Annotated in this window: 16 protein-coding genes and 2 pseudogenes; 15 read left to right on the top strand and 3 right to left on the bottom strand. The window is 59.1% G+C overall.

Annotated features, from left to right (window positions below; genetic code table 11):
* Positions 1-121 precede the first annotated feature (121 nt).
* A pseudogene (locus EN885_RS28920) lies at positions 122-1,153 on the bottom strand (hemin-degrading factor); the annotation flags it as partial.
* Positions 1,154-1,739: 586 nt separating this feature from the next.
* Here EN885_RS28920 and EN885_RS28915 point away from each other — a divergent pair.
* The 15 genes from EN885_RS28915 to EN885_RS28845 all read left to right on the top strand — a co-directional run bounded on the left by EN885_RS28915 (position 1,740) and on the right by EN885_RS28845 (position 13,274).
* The gene (locus tag EN885_RS28915; RefSeq protein ID WP_029356570.1) at positions 1,740-2,060 is read left to right on the top strand and encodes an iron-sulfur cluster assembly accessory protein; all 321 of its coding nucleotides are present in this window, start codon (positions 1,740-1,742) and stop codon (positions 2,058-2,060) included.
* Between the two features lie 17 nt (positions 2,061-2,077).
* Positions 2,078-2,395, top strand: coding sequence for a hypothetical protein (locus EN885_RS28910; protein WP_126038026.1), 318 nt, complete (start codon positions 2,078-2,080; stop codon positions 2,393-2,395).
* Between the two features lie 12 nt (positions 2,396-2,407).
* Positions 2,408-3,619: a cysteine desulfurase NifS gene (nifS, locus tag EN885_RS28905; RefSeq protein WP_126104973.1), complete on the top strand. Its 1,212-nt coding sequence runs from the start codon at positions 2,408-2,410 to the stop codon at positions 3,617-3,619.
* 177 nt (positions 3,620-3,796) lie between these two features.
* Positions 3,797-4,174, top strand: a complete 378-nt coding sequence (gene nifW, locus EN885_RS28900; RefSeq protein ID WP_095484277.1) for a nitrogenase stabilizing/protective protein NifW — start codon at positions 3,797-3,799, stop codon at positions 4,172-4,174.
* 186 nt (positions 4,175-4,360) lie between these two features.
* A complete protein-coding gene (locus EN885_RS28895; RefSeq protein ID WP_128335240.1) occupies positions 4,361-5,212 on the top strand; it encodes an electron transfer flavoprotein subunit beta/FixA family protein in 852 nt (283 codons plus the stop codon).
* 16 nt (positions 5,213-5,228) lie between these two features.
* Positions 5,229-6,338: an electron transfer flavoprotein subunit alpha/FixB family protein gene (locus tag EN885_RS28890; RefSeq protein ID WP_128243752.1), complete on the top strand. Its 1,110-nt coding sequence runs from the start codon at positions 5,229-5,231 to the stop codon at positions 6,336-6,338.
* Between the two features lie 10 nt (positions 6,339-6,348).
* On the top strand, positions 6,349-7,653 hold the full coding sequence (locus EN885_RS28885) for an FAD-binding protein (protein WP_127204749.1): 1,305 nt from the start codon (positions 6,349-6,351) through the stop codon (positions 7,651-7,653).
* Positions 7,654-7,665: 12 nt separating this feature from the next.
* Positions 7,666-7,965, top strand: coding sequence for a ferredoxin family protein (locus EN885_RS28880; RefSeq protein ID WP_024505235.1), 300 nt, complete (start codon positions 7,666-7,668; stop codon positions 7,963-7,965).
* A 266-nt stretch (positions 7,966-8,231) separates the two neighbouring features.
* Complete coding sequence (locus EN885_RS28875) at positions 8,232-8,948, top strand: alpha/beta fold hydrolase (RefSeq protein ID WP_126104971.1); 717 nt, start codon at positions 8,232-8,234, stop codon at positions 8,946-8,948.
* A 615-nt stretch (positions 8,949-9,563) separates the two neighbouring features.
* Positions 9,564-9,752 carry a helix-turn-helix domain-containing protein gene (locus tag EN885_RS34885; RefSeq protein WP_348627402.1) on the top strand — a complete coding sequence of 63 codons (189 nt, stop codon included), beginning with the start codon at positions 9,564-9,566 and terminating at the stop codon, positions 9,750-9,752.
* Positions 9,753-10,025: 273 nt separating this feature from the next.
* Positions 10,026-11,507, top strand: coding sequence for a nitrogenase cofactor biosynthesis protein NifB (nifB, locus tag EN885_RS28865; protein ID WP_127204750.1), 1,482 nt, complete (start codon positions 10,026-10,028; stop codon positions 11,505-11,507).
* 29 nt (positions 11,508-11,536) lie between these two features.
* Complete coding sequence (locus tag EN885_RS28860; RefSeq protein ID WP_126104969.1) at positions 11,537-11,731, top strand: 4Fe-4S dicluster domain-containing protein; 195 nt, start codon at positions 11,537-11,539, stop codon at positions 11,729-11,731.
* Positions 11,732-11,816: 85 nt separating this feature from the next.
* A complete protein-coding gene (locus EN885_RS28855) occupies positions 11,817-12,137 on the top strand; it encodes a nitrogen fixation protein NifZ (protein WP_024505231.1) in 321 nt (106 codons plus the stop codon).
* Complete coding sequence (gene nifT / locus EN885_RS28850; RefSeq protein ID WP_024505230.1) at positions 12,134-12,346, top strand: putative nitrogen fixation protein NifT; 213 nt, start codon at positions 12,134-12,136, stop codon at positions 12,344-12,346. Before EN885_RS28855 ends, nifT begins: the two co-directional genes overlap by 4 nt.
* A 34-nt stretch (positions 12,347-12,380) precedes the next feature.
* A complete protein-coding gene (locus EN885_RS28845; RefSeq protein ID WP_127204751.1) occupies positions 12,381-13,274 on the top strand; it encodes an SIR2 family protein in 894 nt (297 codons plus the stop codon).
* 307 nt (positions 13,275-13,581) lie between these two features.
* Here the strand turns inward: EN885_RS28845 and EN885_RS28840 are convergent, their stop codons facing one another.
* Both EN885_RS28840 and nifA read right to left on the bottom strand, forming a co-directional pair.
* A complete protein-coding gene (locus tag EN885_RS28840; protein WP_127204752.1) occupies positions 13,582-14,148 on the bottom strand; it encodes a sugar O-acetyltransferase in 567 nt (188 codons plus the stop codon).
* 465 nt (positions 14,149-14,613) lie between these two features.
* Positions 14,614-15,657 (bottom strand): annotated as a pseudogene (gene nifA / locus EN885_RS28835) (nif-specific transcriptional activator NifA); the annotation flags it as partial.
* Positions 15,658-16,504: the final 847 nt, after the last annotated feature.

The following is a 16,504-nucleotide window of genomic DNA, read 5'->3' as shown; positions in this document are numbered from 1 at the left end:
CAGCGCGCTTATTGCGTCATCGTGTCCCCGATCTCGGCTTCAATGCCCGGCTACTGGCTGCGGAGGCAGATGGGCGCCGGCGTCCCACCGACGACGATCGGTCTTTTCTCATGTAGCTGTCGGGGAAACGAGGCAGGTTTTCCGCCAGAACCCGCCAGTCGTCGCGCTCGCGTTCGCCTTCCTTGCGCGCACCGAACAACTGGATGATAATCTTGCCGTCGGACCCATATGCTTCGAGCGAGGTGACGTGACTGTCATTGGTCGGCTTGCGCACGGCCCAAACCTCACGGATTTGGTGGGTCCTGAGATGCAGCCGGAACGTTTCGTCCAGCACATAGATGCACGGCCCGATCTGCTTGACCGACTTGATTAAGCCGGAATGGGTCTGGATAGAACCTCGGTTGCCGACGAAGCACATGATCGGCAATTCGTCTTCGGCCGCACGCTGGAGCACGGCGCCAACTGCGGCATTGTCGAGCAGCCAAGCGTAATCCTGGCCGACCATGCGCAAAGCCTGGCAGCGGCTGAGCTTGAGCGTCTTTAGAAGGTTGACGTCAGTCAGCCGGCTCCAGTGCTCGCGTAGGTCGTCCACCGTGCCGGCCCAGTCCGCAGTCCTCGCGCCCAGGTCGGCTACTCTCGCCTTAAGCGACATGGTCGGCTCCTGGTTGGCGGATACGAGCTCGGCCACCAGCTTTCGATAGGCATGAAGGTTGGAGACCGGCCTGAGATGCACCTTATGCACTGCTGCGCCGGTGGCGTCGAAGAATTGCAAACTGCGCTGGATTCCGCCGCGATGGCGCCTTTCAACAGCGAAACCATACCTCCAAGCCTGCGGGAAGACGCGAAGGTCGAATTCGTCACCAAGGACCATGGCGTGATTGTTGCCGGTTATCACTCTGTTGAAGACGCCAATCTTTTCGTGCACGGCACCTTGATTGCGGGTCAGCGCCGTCACTTCGCCCACGAATTCGAGGCCCGTCAGAAGGTGATTGACGCGCGGGTCGATGCGTGCCGCGCCGAAACCGCAATGGGCCGCGACCAGTTCCGCTTCCGAAATGGCCAATTGGGCGGCGAAATCACGCGCGGGAATGTTCGGACAGACTTCCCACGCACGCCGGATTTCGTTGGGCGACCGCTTCTTGCGCTGATCCATGTTTTTACCCCCGCCCCATTCTTCTTTTGACGATCGATCGAAAAACGGGCCTCAGGGGTGTGCACGGCGGACGCGATCGATCGTCAGGCACATGCCAGTCGAATCCTGTCTCCGGGCGGTCAGCGGCCAATCGCCGGTAGAGAGCGATTGTTGGGTGGTCGGCGCCAATCGGCCGATCGAGCATTCGGGTACCACCGGCGGTGCTGCTTTCCCACTCAAGGCGGGTCTGATGGATCATATTGCTTTCCTTCGTTCTTCGATTGCGAGGGCAACCCAAAGGTGAATCGGCCGGCAATTTTGCCGCCGCAACGAAGGCTTCACAAAAATCGTGCCAGTTGCTCCGCGGCAAGCTCTGAACATCTTTGGCTCTGTTCATTGCTTTACGCGTGAGTGCATCGCGAACTCAGGCGCCCTTCCTGTGACGCGGACGCGACAAACCCGACAGTAAGTGTCGGTTGTCGGACGTCTCCCCAGCAATCGAGCATAAGAGACGTCGGGATGTCCTACGGTTTTTGACACGTCTTCCCTTTGGCACGGTCCATGCGAGATGATCCGCGAAAACGTCGGACCGAGGAGAAATCGAGCCATGATTACGCTCACCGACAACGCTGTTGCCGCCATCAAGGCCGCTCTTTACCGCGCCAGCGAGCCGGCGGAAGGATTTCGCATCATGGTCCATGCCGGCGGCTGCGCCGGCTTCCAATACTCAATGGGCCTGGAGAGCGTCTCACGTGAGGGCGATGCGATCATCGAGCGAGATGGGCTCAAGGTGTTCATGGATAGAGGCTCCCAACCCCATGCCGCCGGCATGACCGTGGACTTCGTCACTGGGCTCGAAACATCCGGCTTTGTTTTCGATAACCCTAATGCGCGTGAGACGTGCGGCTGCGGCAAGTCCTGCAAATGATTGCGAGGGAACAGGCTATGTTCGACTATAGCGACGCCAAGGAATACTGCGTCGAACCGGTAACCGCCGGCGCTCTGGAACCGGCCGACACGCACTGTCGGCCCGGAACAATTGCGTTCGGTGATGCGCGAAATCGCGATCATCGATCGTTGCCGTGGGCAAGCAAACAAAATTGCCCGAAACAGCTGAATTCCCGGCGGATGCCGCCACCAAAGGGCAATGTCGACAGCGACCGGTCAGCCAAGCCATCGCTCGCCCGGCCGCCCACCTTGCCAGATACGATATGCGCCAGAGGTTCAATGGCCCGCCTACCCTTGAATCATTTCAGCAGTTGAAGGATCACTCCCATGAGCCCTGTCTATCTCGACAACAACGCAACGACGCGGGTTGATCCTGCAGTCGTTGGAGCGATGTTGCCTTTCTTTACGGAGCAATTTGGCAATCATTCGTCCATGCACGCCTATGGCGCATCGGTTGCTGAAGCCGTGAGAAAGGCGAGGCAACAGTTGCAAGCCCTCATCGGCGCGGGATTCGAGGACGAGATCATCTTCACCTCGGGCGGGACTGAAAGCGACAGTACAGCCATCCTTTCGGCGCTGGAGGTGATGCCCGACCGAACGGAAATAGTGACTTCCGCGGTTGAACATCCGGCCGTTCTGAAGTTGTGCGCGCACCTTGAAAAGACGCGCGGCGTCAAGGTGCACATTATCCCAGTCGATCACCACGGCCGGCTCGACCTGGACGCCTACAGAACCGCCCTCACCCCACAAGTGGCAATCGTCTCGATAATGTGGGCGAACAATGAGACCGGTACGATCTTTCCCGTGGTTAAGCTTGCCGATCTAGCCAGGGAAGTCGGCGCGCTTTTCCACACTGATGCAGTGCAGGCGGTCGGAAGGCTTCCGATTGAGCTGAAATCGACCGCGATCGACATGCTGTCGCTCTCCGCCCACAAGCTGCATGGTCCAAAGGGGATAGGCGCGCTTTATGTAAGACGTGGCGTGCGCTTCTCCTCCATGATCAAGGGTGGGCACCAAGAGCGCGACCGGCGTGCAGGCACTGAAAACACACCCGGCATAGTCGGACTGGGCATGGCGGCCGAACTCGCCTTGAAATTCATGGACGAGACAAAACGAATAAAATGGTTGCGCGACCGCCTTGAGAACGGGATCATCCAGCGCATCCCAAACACATCCATCAACGGCGATCCGCAAGAGCGATTGCCAAACACTGCAAACATTGGATTCGAAGGTATCGAAGGCGATGCAATCCCAATTGTCCTGAGCCGGCTGGGAATCGCCTGTTCCGCCGGGTCCGCCTGTGCCTCTGGCTCACTGGAACCGAGCCATGTTCTGATCGCTATGAACGCGGCATGTGGGGCAGTCCGCTTCTCCTTTTCGCGTGACAACGGCGAAGATGACGTAGACCGCGTGCTTGAGGTCCTGCCTGCGATCACCGAGAAGCTAAGGGCCCTTCCCAGTGCTGGACTGTGCGGGCGAGGTGCAGAACAGCTTCATTCCGGCCCGGGTCCGAGCGGCACAATAGCCGACGAGCCGTGAGGTCTTCCTCAACGTGACGACCCTGCGCAATGGAGAGCGGTCAAACCCGGGGTCGCCTTCACCACTTCAGAAAAGCTTGAGATCACCAAGTCTCTTGCCCCAGCCGCCGTGTCAGGGGTCGGCCGTCAGCAATGTCACCAACGCATCGACACCACAATTTCGCGCCGGGAGAATACAATGAACTGCTCCGCTGACAGCCGCCCGATCGATCGCACCGATATCCTGGCGCGACTGAAAGGCCTGTCGGCTGCGGAGGACTTCTTCGCCTGCCTTGGCGTCTCCTACGATCCGAAAGTGATGAATGTCTCGCGGCTCCATATCATGAAGCGCGTGGGCCAATACCTTGCCGAAGAAGATTTCTCCGGTCTGCCTGACCAGGTAATCGCCGCGCGGGTGCGCGCCAAGCTGGAACGCGCCTACGAAGATTTCGCGACTTCCTCGCCGCTCACGCAACGTGTGTTCAAGGTGCTAAGGGACCACGATCCAAACATATGTCCCGCACCTGGCCGCGCCTTCGTCCCGCTCGACTCTGCACTGAAGCGGTTCGGAAAGTAATGAGCCCGACACGGCTGCGACGCGACAATGTCGAGAAGTCGACAAATCCAGTCCTCATGACGCTCCTCGGAAGCAAACGAAGCCACCTTCTGGAATAGAGGCAGGAAGAAGACTTGGCATGAACGATGCAGGCATGAGGTGAACCGCCAAGCACGCATCCGGACTGGGAGCTTAGAGAAATCGCCAATGCACATCGTAATCTGCATCAAGCAGGTGCCGGATTCGGCACAGATCCGCGTCCACCCGGTGACGAACACGATCATGCGTCAGGGTGTGCCGACCATCATCAATCCTTACGACCTGTTCGCCCTCGAAGAAGCGCTCAAACTGCGCGACGTTCATGGTGGCGAGGTTACTGTGCTCACAATGGGTCCGCCCATGGCGGAGGACTCGCTGCGAAAGGCGCTCGGTTACGGTGCTGACCGAGCAGTTCTCTTGACGGACCGCTATTTTGCCGGATCCGATACGCTGGCGACCTCCTTTGCTCTTTCGCAAGCAATCGCAAAAATTGGGGAGACTTTCGGCAGGCCGGACATCGTCTTCACCGGCAAGCAGACGATTGACGGCGATACCGCCCAGGTCGGACCCGGCATAGCCAAGCGCCTGGATCTATCGCAACTTACCTATGTCGCGAAGATTGCCTCCATCGATCTCAAAACGCGCGAGATCGAAGTCGCGCGTCGCGCCGAAGGCGGCACCCAGTTGCTGAAGAGCAGACTCCCTTGCCTCATTACCATGCTGGAAGACACCAACGAAATCCGCCGGGGCTCGCTCCAGCAGGCTCTTTGCGCGGCGCGAAGCCAAGTCGTGAAGTGGACTGCAGCCGACGCCGGCATTGACGATCTCACCCGGTGCGGTCTGCGTGGCTCGCCGACAGTCGTCAAGCGTGTTTTCGCCCCCACCGCACGGGCAGAAAGCGCGGCGCAGATCGACACCGCGGAAAGGGGCTTGCAGGACATAGCCGATGAACTCATCGCCGATATCTTACCCCGCCGGCCGGCGCTGGAACATGAGCTGGCCTTCAACAGCGGCACGTGACGGCCAGGAGCAGAAAATGTCGACCGCAAGCCAAACTACCCCTCGCATTGCCCCCGGCCGTGCCGGTGTAAAGAAAGAACTTCCCGACCGTTTCAAAGACTACCGGCACGTGTGGGTCTTCCTCGAGCTCGAACGCGGCAATGTGCATCCTGTATCATTCGAACTGCTGGGTGAAGGCCGCAAATTAGCCGACAAGCTTGAAGTCCAGCTCGCGGGCGTCGTGCTGGGACCGCCGGGCGAGATGGTCGAGGACGCTGTTGCCGAGGCCTTCGCTTACGGGGCGGATCTTGTCTACATCGTCGATGCGCCGCCGCTCGCCGACTACCGGAACGATCCGTTCGCCAAGGCGCTCACGGATCTGGTCAATACCCATAAACCCGAAATCCTCCTTCTCGGCGCGACCACACTGGGCAGGGATCTTGCGGGCTCGGTAGCGACGACCCTGCAGACGGGGCTCACGGCCGACTGCACAGAACTTGATGTAGATTCCGACGGTTCACTCGCCGCGACCCGTCCGACTTTTGGTGGCTCGTTGTTGTGTACGATCTATACACTAAACTACCGGCCGCAAATGGCGACGGTGCGACCAAGGGTCATGCCTATGCCGCAGCGGGTGGATAAGCCGGTCGGGCGTGTCATGCGGCACAAGCTGTCGCTCGTTGAGGACGATATCGTCACCAAAGTCCTCGGCTTCCTGCCGGATAACCAGTCGGCAATGGCAAATCTTGCCTATGCGGATGTCGTGGTTGCGGGAGGCCTCGGTCTCGGCGCGGCGGAGAACCTTCAGCTTGTGAAGAATCTTGCCCGAGCGATCGGCGCCGAGCATGGCTGTTCGCGCCCCTTGGTCCAGAAGGGCTGGATGCCGGCTGATCGGCAGATTGGCCAAACTGGCAAGACCATTCGACCGAAGCTTTACATCGCGGCCGGAATTTCCGGCGCCATCCAGCACCGAGTTGGGGTCGAGGGGGCCGATCTCATCGTCGCGATCAACACCGATCCGAACGCGCCGATTTTCGAGTTCGCCCACCTCGGGATCGTCACGGATGCAATCCGCTTCCTGCCCGCACTGACGGAAGCCTTCACCCGGCGGCTGTCGCCGCACAGTCGAGACAAGCTTGCGAGTTGAGGGAGAGGACATGATTGAACAATTCGATGCCATTGTGGTCGGAGCCGGCATGTCCGGAAACGCAGCTGCTTACACTTTGGCAAGCCAGGGGCTGAAGGTACTGCAGTTGGAGCGCGGGGAATATCCGGGCTCTAAGAACGTCCAGGGTGCCATAATGTACGCGAACATGCTGGAGAAGATCATCCCGGACTTCCGGGATGATGCGCCCCTCGAGCGGCACCTGGTCGAACAGCGACTTTGGGTGATGGACGACACGTCTCACACCGGAATTCATTACCGGTCGGACGACTTCAATGAGGCGAAACCCAACCGCTACACGATCATCCGCGCCCAGTTCGACAAATGGTTTTCCCGCAAGGTGCGCGAGGCTGGCGCGACGGTCCTGTGTGAGACGACCGCGACGGAACTCGTCCGTGATGGCAATGGCAAGGTGATCGGCGTCCGCACAGACCGGGCTGGCGGAGTGGTCTTCGCGAATGTGGTCGTTCTCGCAGAAGGGGTGTCGGGATTGCTTGGCACTCGCGCAGGCCTGCGCGAGATGCCGAAGCCGGAGACCGTGGCGCTTGCCGTCAAGGAAATGCATTTCTTGCCCGAAGAGGTCATTGGCCAGCGGTTCGGTGTCAAGGGCGATGAAGGCTGCGTAATCGAGGCCGTGGGCACGATCTCTCGCAGCATGGCCGGGCTCGGCTTCCTTTACACCAACAAGGAGTCGATTTCACTCGGCATCGGCTGCCTGGTCTCGGATTTCGCCGCGACGATGGAGAGCCCGTCCGCCCTCCTAGATGCGATGAAAAACCATCCTTCGATCCGGCCGCTGATCGCTGGCTCGGAGGTGAAAGAATATGCCGCCCATCTTATCCCCGAAGGTGGTTACAGGGCCATTCCGCAGCTCTTCGGCGACGGTTGGGTCATCGTCGGCGACGCAGCGCAACTGAACAATGCCATTCACCGTGAGGGTTCGAACCTTGCCATGACCTCGGGTCGTGTCGCGGCTGAGGCGATCGTCAAAGTCAAAAGCCGCAACGGTCCTATGACCAAAGCGAACCTTGCGCTCTACAAGACGATGCTGGATGACTCCTTTGTGATCAAGGATCTTAAGAAATACAAGGACATGCCAGCCTTACTCCACACCAATTCCAGCAACTTTTTTGACAGCTATCCGCGGTTGATGTCGCATGCCGCTCAGAACTTCATGCGTGTCGACGGCACGCCGAAGATCGAGAAGGAAAAGAACACCACGGCCGCCTTCATCAACGCGCGCTCGCGCTGGGGGTTGGTCAGCGACGCGGTCCGCCTGGCATTGGCATGGCGCTGAAGAGGGTACAAGATGACGATCGCAGTGACGAAGGTTCGTGTCGAGGACAAGCTTTACCAGAACCGCTATCTGGTCGATTCCGGCCGCCCCCATATTATAGTGCGACCGCACGACAAGCCAAGCGCGAACTTGCTTGCGTTGACCTACGTCTGTCCAGCGAAATGCTATGAGTTGAATGACAAGGGTCAAGTCGAGATCACCGCCGACGGCTGCATGGAATGCGGCACCTGCCGGATATTGTGCGAGAAAGGCGGCGACATCGAGTGGAACTATCCGCGCGGCGGCTTTGGTGTCCTGTTCAAGTTCGGATGATCAGCCGGGACCGTGCCAAGAGCATGCCGGCAGCGAGCAACTGCGGCACACCATGAGCCTCTCCATCCACTTGCAAAGAGCTAGTGAATATTGGCCTTTCGCAATTCAAATTTCCTCGACTCGTTAGCGGTGTCCTCAGGCCACGGCGGTGCCCTGTGCGCCGGACTTACCACCGGTCACGTGGTCGAGCCCCTTTGGGACAACGTCCGGCCATCGTGCCGGATGGCAGCCACAACGGCCGGTGAGCAAGTGGAACGGCACAACCCATGACAAAGACGTATGTGCTAGTGCATGGTGCCTGGCATGGCGGATGGTGTTGGCGGGACGTGGCCGCCAATCTTCGCAAGATGGGATACCACGTGACCACGCCGACCCAGACAGGTGTCGGCGAACGCGCACATTTGCTGTGCAAGGACATCACGCCCGACACATTCGTGACCGACATCGTCAACCACATTGTGACGGAAGAGCTGAGCGATGTGATCCTTGTCGGTCACAGTCTAGGCGGCATCAGCATCACCGGCGCCGCCGACCGGATACCCGACCATATCAGCCATCTCGTTTATCTCGACGGCGCCATCGTCGAGAGCGGTCAAAGTGTATTCAGCACCATGCCCCCCGACATCGTCGCCGCCCGTCGAAAATTGGTTGCGGAGGAAGGACGGGGTATCTTCATGCCGACTCCGCCGCCAACAGCATTCGGCATTCCCGAGGGACACTCGCTCACGGACTGGGTGCGGCGCCGGATAACACCGCATCCGGCAGGCACCTACGAAAGCGGACTTAAGCTCGTGCACCCGCTCGGCAACGGCAGGCCCCGAACCTATGTCGTCTGCACTAATCCACTCCACCCGCCGATGGCGGGAGCGCGAGAATGGGTCGCGAAGCAGGATGGCTGGGCGTGGCAGGAACTCGCCACTGGCCACGACGCAATGATCCTCGCACCGACGGAAGTTGCTCTCCTTCTTAGCGCTGTCGGCTGAGGAACCAAGTAAAGGGTGAGCGGCGGCCGATTCTCAGGCCGCGGCCTTGAGTTCTGGTGCACGGATGTAGGCCCAACGGGTCGTTCCGGTGGCGCCACCGAAACCACCGCCGGAACAAAGGCGGGAGTGGCCTGTCCTGCGGACGTAGCAAGCTTGCGAGCGTTCCGCCGCGGCCGCAGCCCGTAGCGCCGGGCAACCTCCGAGATCACCGCGTTCGGCTCCAGGGTCTCGGCGATGACTCCGTCCCTTGTCGTCCATCGACCAATGCCGTCGACTAACAGCGCCGTTGATCACCTCGAAACGCCGAGGCTGCCGCTCAGGGTCAATCGTAAGTTCAAGTTCAGACACAATCCGATCTCCGATCCACCTCAGAATGGCAGGCCCACAGATCGCGGGCACTCCTGGAAGGACACAGCGCTTACCCTTGAAATATGGAGAACCATGGCTTTACGCCGTCGGCAGTTGAGCTGATCTCGCAATGCTATTTCCCCCGGCAACGTCCGCGAGCTGGAGAACTGCGTGTAAAGAACAGCCACACTTGCGCGTTCTCCTCTGGAAGGAACCAATCTTTCGGAACGTGGCAATGTCATCGACGAGCTCTCACGGCCCAGCACGATGCCGGTTCGGCGCATCGGCGCCCCTGAACACGAGATAGCCGGTTGCGATTCTAACGATACGGCCGGACCGGCGCTGGGTCCGCGGCGGACGGAGCGTGACCGGCTGATCGACACAATGGAGAAGGCCGGCTGGGTTCAGGCTAATGCGGCTCGAATTCTCGGCCTCACGCCGCGACAAGTCGGCTAGGCGATACGCCGGCATAGCATCGAGGTGAAGGAAATTCTAAGAGCCTGGATGAGCCAATCGTCAGGCCAGTGGTCTTGCGCGCCCTCTGCGCGACAAGGAGTGCTTTGTGCTTCTGAACGGATTTGGACTTGCACTGTCGCAAGCAGGACAAAATTGTGTCGCGCCGGCCTCACACAACCCGACATCGACCCAAATAGTGAACTGAAGCCGCTTTTTTAAGTTGGTATGGCTCTTGCATCTTGAACCGCGACGTACCAGCAACGGAGCCGTTTGATGTCCTCACCGATAATTTCGATTGAGGGGCCGACTAGCACGACATCCGAGGGTTTTCTGGCAGACGCGAAATCCGGTGGCTGCGCACCGTCCTCCTACGGCTCGTCGCCGACCAGCCCGGGCGATGTGGATCCGGCTATTTGGGACAAGATCAAGGATCACCCCTGCTTTTCGGAGGAAGCGCATCACTATTTCGCGCGTATGCATGTGGCGGTCGCGCCGGCTTGCAATGTCCAGTGCAACTACTGCAATCGCAAATACGATTGCGCCAACGAGAGCCGGCCTGGTGTTGTGTCTGAGAAGCTGACGCCCGACCAAGCGCTACGCAAGGTCATCGCGGTTGCCAACAAAGTTCCGCAGCTTTCGGTTCTTGGCATCGCTGGGCCGGGGGATGCCTGTTACGACTGGGAGAAAACGAAGGCAACGTTCGACCGCGTCATCAGGGAAATCCCCGACATAAAGCTGTGCGTCTCCACCAACGGGCTCGTGCTGCCGGACCATGTCGCCGAGCTTGCCGAAATGAATGTTGATCACGTGACGATCACCATCAACATGGTCGACCCGGAAGTCGGCGCAAAGATTTATCCTTGGATCTTTTATGAAAATCGCCGCTACTTCGGCATCGAAGCCGCTCGAATCTTGCACGCGCGGCAGATGTTGGGCCTGGAAATGCTGAGCGCGCGCGGCATCCTCACCAAAATCAACTCGGTGATGATTCCTGGAGTGAACGACCAGCACCTGTTTGAGGTGAACAAAATGGTCAAGGAGCGGGGCGCCTTCCTGCACAACGTGATGCCTCTGATTTCGGACCCGGCGCACGGCACACACTACGGACTCATCGGGCAGCGCGGCCCAACGGCAATGGAGATGATGGCCCTTCAGGATCGACTTGAAGGTGGCGCCAAGTTGATGCGCCACTGCCGGCAGTGCCGGGCAGATGCTGTCGGCCTGCTCGGTGAAGATCGTGGCCAGGAATTCACGCTGGACGGTATTCCCGACGGTGTCACCTACGAGGCTGGCAAGCGTCAGGCCTATCGGCAGGTGGTCGCACACGAGCGCCGTGATCATGAGGCGGCGAGGAGCGAAGCCATCGGTATGGTCAAGGCAACAGACTCCGAAAAGTCGCTTCTGGTTGCGGTGGCCACTAAGGGAGGTGGACGGGTCAACGAACACTTCGGCCACGCGAAGGAATTCCAGGTTTATGAAGTCTCGCCTAGAGGGATCAGCTTGGTCGGGCATCGGAAGGTCGAGCGGTATTGCCTCGGAGGCGGGGGCGAAGACGCCATCCTCGAGGGCGTCATCGCTGCGCTCGAAGGCATACACATAGTGCTATGCGCCAAGATCGGAAATCGCCCGAAGGAACAACTCTCGCGAGCTGGACTGCGCGTAACCGACGCCTATGGCCATGACTACATCGAGACCGCAGTCAGCGCACTTTACGCGGCAGAGTTTGGGATCAGACCACTAGCGGCGACGGCCTGAGCCGTCTCGTCCGATAACCAGGAGTTAGAATGGCTTTCAAGATCATCGCATCCCAATGTACCCAATGCGGGGCCTGCGAGTTCGAATGTCCCTCGGAAGCGATCAAGTTCAAGGGCGACGCCTATGTGATCGATCCAATCAAGTGCACCGAATGCAAGGAGGCCTTCGATACGCAGCAATGCGTGTCGGTCTGTCCGGTACCGAAAACCTGCGTTCCCGCTTGATTCCTACCGAAACGGTCGGGTTCGCCGCACGAGGACGCCTGCAACCCGCGACGACACCAAAAGCCTCGAGAAAGGAATGGACAGCATGTGGTCCAGACGCGAACAGGAGGTCGAAATCGGCAGACCGCCACGGTTCATGCAGGGTGAGCGGGTCCGTGCGATACGCCACATAAAAAACGACGGCACCTATCCCGGCAAGGAGATCGGCGAAAACCTCGTGCGGAAGGGCGACGAAGGCTACGTGCGCGACATTGGAACCTTTCTCCAGCAATTCTTCATCTATGCAGTCGAATGGATCGATCGTGGCACGGTCGTCGGCATGCGAGCGCGCGAACTCATTAGCCTCGACAAAGTCGAGGTTCCCTGCGGAGCTGAAGGCATTTCCAACGGAGGAACAGCCGGATGAAAGTAATGATTCGCAGGACCGCTACTGGCTTGTCGGCTTATGTTCCCAAGAAGGATCTCGAAGAGCCGATCACCGAGATTGAGAACGCTGACTTATGGGGCGGGACCGTGACGCTCAGGAACGGTTGGCGGCTCATGCTGCCCGACCTTCCGCGCGATACGCGTTTGCCGATCACCGTCGAGGCGATGAAGATTTCCGACGGGGCCTGATGCCGGTGGGTTCAATGGCGGAGAGGAAACGCGTATGAACACGATGCTGAGCTGGGACCATCTCGTCGTCGTCCGGGGCAGTTTTGCCAAAAAGCTGATTGACCTGCTGAACGGCGCTCTCAAGGCCGATCGAGTGATCCCCTATCTCGGTCCTGGTCTTCTGCAGCTTAACGCACTGGAATCACCTGTACCTTGCACCCCTGAAGATGTCGCCGCGGCGCTCAACAAGCGGGCGCCTGCCCCTTCCAGGATTCGCACCAATATGTGGTCGGTCGCGCAGTTTATCGAGCAGCGCCGACATCGTCGGACTCTCCAAACGTGGATGGCGGAGATATTCGCAGCCCCCGCCGAGCCGACCGTTCTTCACGCCTGGCTCGCAACCCTTCAACTGTCTGTCATCATCGACAGCTGGTACGATGGCGCCATGCGAGCAGCCCTTGCAGAGGCCGGCCAAACAGACGTTGTCGAGATACAAGGAGCGACGCGCGCGACCGGAATCGGTAACATCTGGACGAGAACTTACGATTTGTCAGGAACAGAACTCGAGGCCGAACAAGTGGCTAGGACGGTGCTCTATGCGCCGCACGGCAGCGTCAGGCCGGCCGCAAACTTCCTCGTGGCTGATTCCGATTACGTCGAAGTCCTAACCGAAATTGATATCCAGACGCCGATCCCGGACGCGGTGAAGCAACGGCGCGTCAACCGGGGTTTTTTCTTCGTGGGCTGCCGCTTCAACGATCAGATGCTGCGCACATATGCCAGACAGCTGATGAAGCGCTCCACTGGCCCACATTTTGCGGTGATCGATTCGGCTACGCTGACCAGAAACGAACGTCGTTTCCTTGCCGAAGGCGCAATCACGGTCATCGACATGCCGATCCGCAACGCCGCGACTCGCCTCGTCGGGGTCGATGCTAGCCAGGATTAATGGCCGGCGATTGCTGGTGAGTCGCTGCTTGCCTCCAAGGGCGAAAACTCAGTTGGGAATACATTCGTGAGCAGTAATGCTAGTGGCAGCACAACGGAGGCTCTGAATTCGTTGGGCCATGTGAAAGGGTCCGCTGCTGCGGGACGTGAGCACGTTGCGGCGGCATTACGCACATGATCTTGTGACCCCCGTGGCAAAAGAACTGAAGCGCCCGAGTCGCGACAACATATGCAGCGCTCAATGGCTTCGACAAAAATTCGGCACAGTTTCGACAGTTCGCATGCACCTCCAGGGTCAACGAGGTTGATTATGCCTGTTTATGTGGGTCGGCCACGCGAGCAGGAATTCCCACTACCTTTGCCCCGGCGGGAACATCTCGTGTGACCACGCAGCCAGCGCCTACCACTGCATTATCACCAATCGTGACGCCAGGCAGAATGATTGCTCCACCGCCGATCCAGACACGGCTGCCAATGCGAACAGGACGCCCGACCTGCAGGCCGGCCTGCCGCTGCTCGGCATCATGTGGATGATCGGCGGTATAAATCTGCACAGCAGGCCCAATTGCCGTTCCTTGCCCGATTTTGACCTCTACCACGTCAAGAATAACGCAGTTGAAGTTGATGTAGGAATTGGCTCCAATGCGGATATTGAATCCGTAGTCGCAAAAAAAGGGCGGACGGATGACCGTTCCGCGCCCAACCTCTCCCAGCCGCTCGGACAAAAGCTCATGCCAATGCCCCGTGGTCTGCCCCAGCGTATCATTGTACCGCTTGAGCCAAGCCCCGGTGGCCAACAGGTCAGCTTGGATCTCCGGATCCGCCGCATTGTAAAACTCGCCTGCGAGCATCTTTTCTTTTTGGCTACGCATCATAGTCTCCCGTCAGGTCGTGTCCCGTGCAGTGATGCAGGAACGCACATCAAACTGGCCTCGGCAACTTTGTAACTCGGTCTTGCCGGGCGCGCGGTCGGTCACGAGCCGGGGCGACAGTTTCGTCTCGACCAACTTCCAAGAATTTGGATATCGGAGATCAACCGGTCGCAGGGGCCAATACCTGACGAAGTCGGCAACTGTCCAGCGGTCGAACTCACTTTCATGCCCATCTCAGATTGCGTGATATCGAGCGGTAAGCCATCAGCTAATGTATCGACCAGGTCCCGCCAGAGGATTACTCCTTTTTAGTTTGTCAGTCGCAGAGCCCCAGTACGACTGGTGGTAGAAAGCACACGGCCGGAATCTTGGCAGCGCTGTTCACACCCACTTCGTAAGCCTGGCCGATGGGCTCGGCGCCAGAGCACCAATGCTTGACCTGCTCCAGCTCTTGCTCGGCGGGTTGTTTCAGAGACGCTTGATCTCGATACCGCGTTTTCTCAGCACGTAGCCGATCTGGCGCGGGGTCAAACCGAGCAGGCGCGCCGCCTTTGCCTGCACCCAGCCACACTTTTCCATGGCAGCAATGACCGTATCGGCATCGGGCACCCTACCACGAGTCGTGGCAGGGCCTATCGGCGCTTGCCCGTCGCCGACGGGCGGGGCGGCACAGGCGGCGGAAGGCTCGATCGTAGTCGACTTCTCTGACGTCGGCGGTCCGTTCTTCCACAGCGCCGCGGCCAAGCACTGATCCGCGTAACAGGCAAAGTCAGTTCTGAGGATTGATGGACCCGTCGCCAGAACTGCCGTCCGTTGAACGCAGTTTTCGAGCTCTCGGATGTTACCTGGAAATTCGCAGTTCATTAGCACCTCAATCGCTTCGGGAGCGAAGGTCAGCGTGTGATCATTCTCAGTATTGAAATTCTTGAGAAACTGAGCGGCCAAGAGCGGAATATCACCTCGCCTTTCGCGCAATGCCGGCACGCGTAAAGTGACGACGTTGATGCGATAATAGAGGTCTTGCCGGAACTCCTTGCGTTGAACTGCCGTTTCCAAGTCCCTGTTCGTTGCGGCAATCACGCGAACATCAACTTTAATGGTGTGGTTGCTGCCGACGCGCTCAAACTCCTGCTCCTGCAGGACACGCAGCAGCTTAGCCTGGAACGAACCTGATATTTCGCCAATCTCGTCCAGAAACAATGTGCCTTTGTCGGCAGCCTCAAAGCGCCCCTTGCGCAAACTGCTCGCGTCGGTGAAGGCACCCTTCTCATGACCGAACAAGTCAGATTCCAGAAGCGTCTCGGTGAGCGCCGCGCAATTGACCTTGATGAAGGGCTGCTTGGCGCGAGGCGAGAGCTCGTGAATGGCTTTGGCAACCAGCTCCTTGCCGGTTCCGGATTCACCTCGCAACAGGACCGTAGTCTTCGCCTTGGCCACCTTGACAAGGTGCTCACGCAGCTTGCGCAGCGCCTGACTATCGCCAAGCATCTCCTTGCTGATCTTTTTACGTTCCATTTGGCAGCCCATCCCACTCCGCCACCCGCCGGTAGAACTGCACTGGACGGTGAGCTGTGTTGTATTTCGCCATCATCATTCTCGATCTCACCTTTGTTGCTTCGAAATTTCCGGCGCGCGGACCCCCTCGGCAAATGGCAATGGCGCCTGAGCATCGTTGTCTTTCACCAGGACGAGCGTCTTCTCCTCCGTGCGGGCGCCCGCAATATGCGCGCTTGTTTGCGCAGGCCTTTACTCGACCGGTCGCCGTTCTGTCCGGCTTCTGCCGCACCGCAGCCTGCAAACCCATCCTTGACAAGAAAGGAGGGGAGTCAATCGAGCTCTCCTTGCATTCGTGCAAGGAAAATTGTCAGTTTGATAGAATTCTATCAAAACGGCAGAAACGCCCCGCCCCCAATTTGGCTGTACCTGCGGCGTTCAGCTTACGTGACGACATGTGCGGACTTGTCCCAATTGCCGTCCGAGTTGTGCGGGAAACAGTAGCCGCTGCGCTGTTCGCTTCAACCGCGTGATGCCGCTGACAGTAGAGGCGGCGGCTCGTCGAGCGAGGCTTCATTGTTCGGCTACTAAAGCGGCTGTGCTTTGGTGGGAGTTGGTTTCGCCCAAGTTCTGGGCCTGGGGGGCGTCGGCCCGTTTCGCCGCACAGGCTCCTTCCACATCGTCGAGCCGAGAAAGAGGGGCCACACAGCTCCCCCTGTTTCACAATGCCCCGCCCCTCAAGCAGCTAGATACGACAGGTGACCTCAAATGAGGCGTCTTGCATGGCTTCTACACCTGCCTGAATGCCAGAACTGCGTTCGTACCGCCCATGGCGAAGGCGTTGCTCATGGCGACGCGCACCTTG

The organism is Mesorhizobium sp. M6A.T.Cr.TU.014.01.1.1, from assembly GCF_004022765.1.
Taxonomy (GTDB): domain Bacteria; phylum Pseudomonadota; class Alphaproteobacteria; order Rhizobiales; family Rhizobiaceae; genus Mesorhizobium; species Mesorhizobium mediterraneum.
Note: the sequence above shows the minus strand (reverse complement) of the source record. Positions and strands in the feature narration are given on the sequence as shown.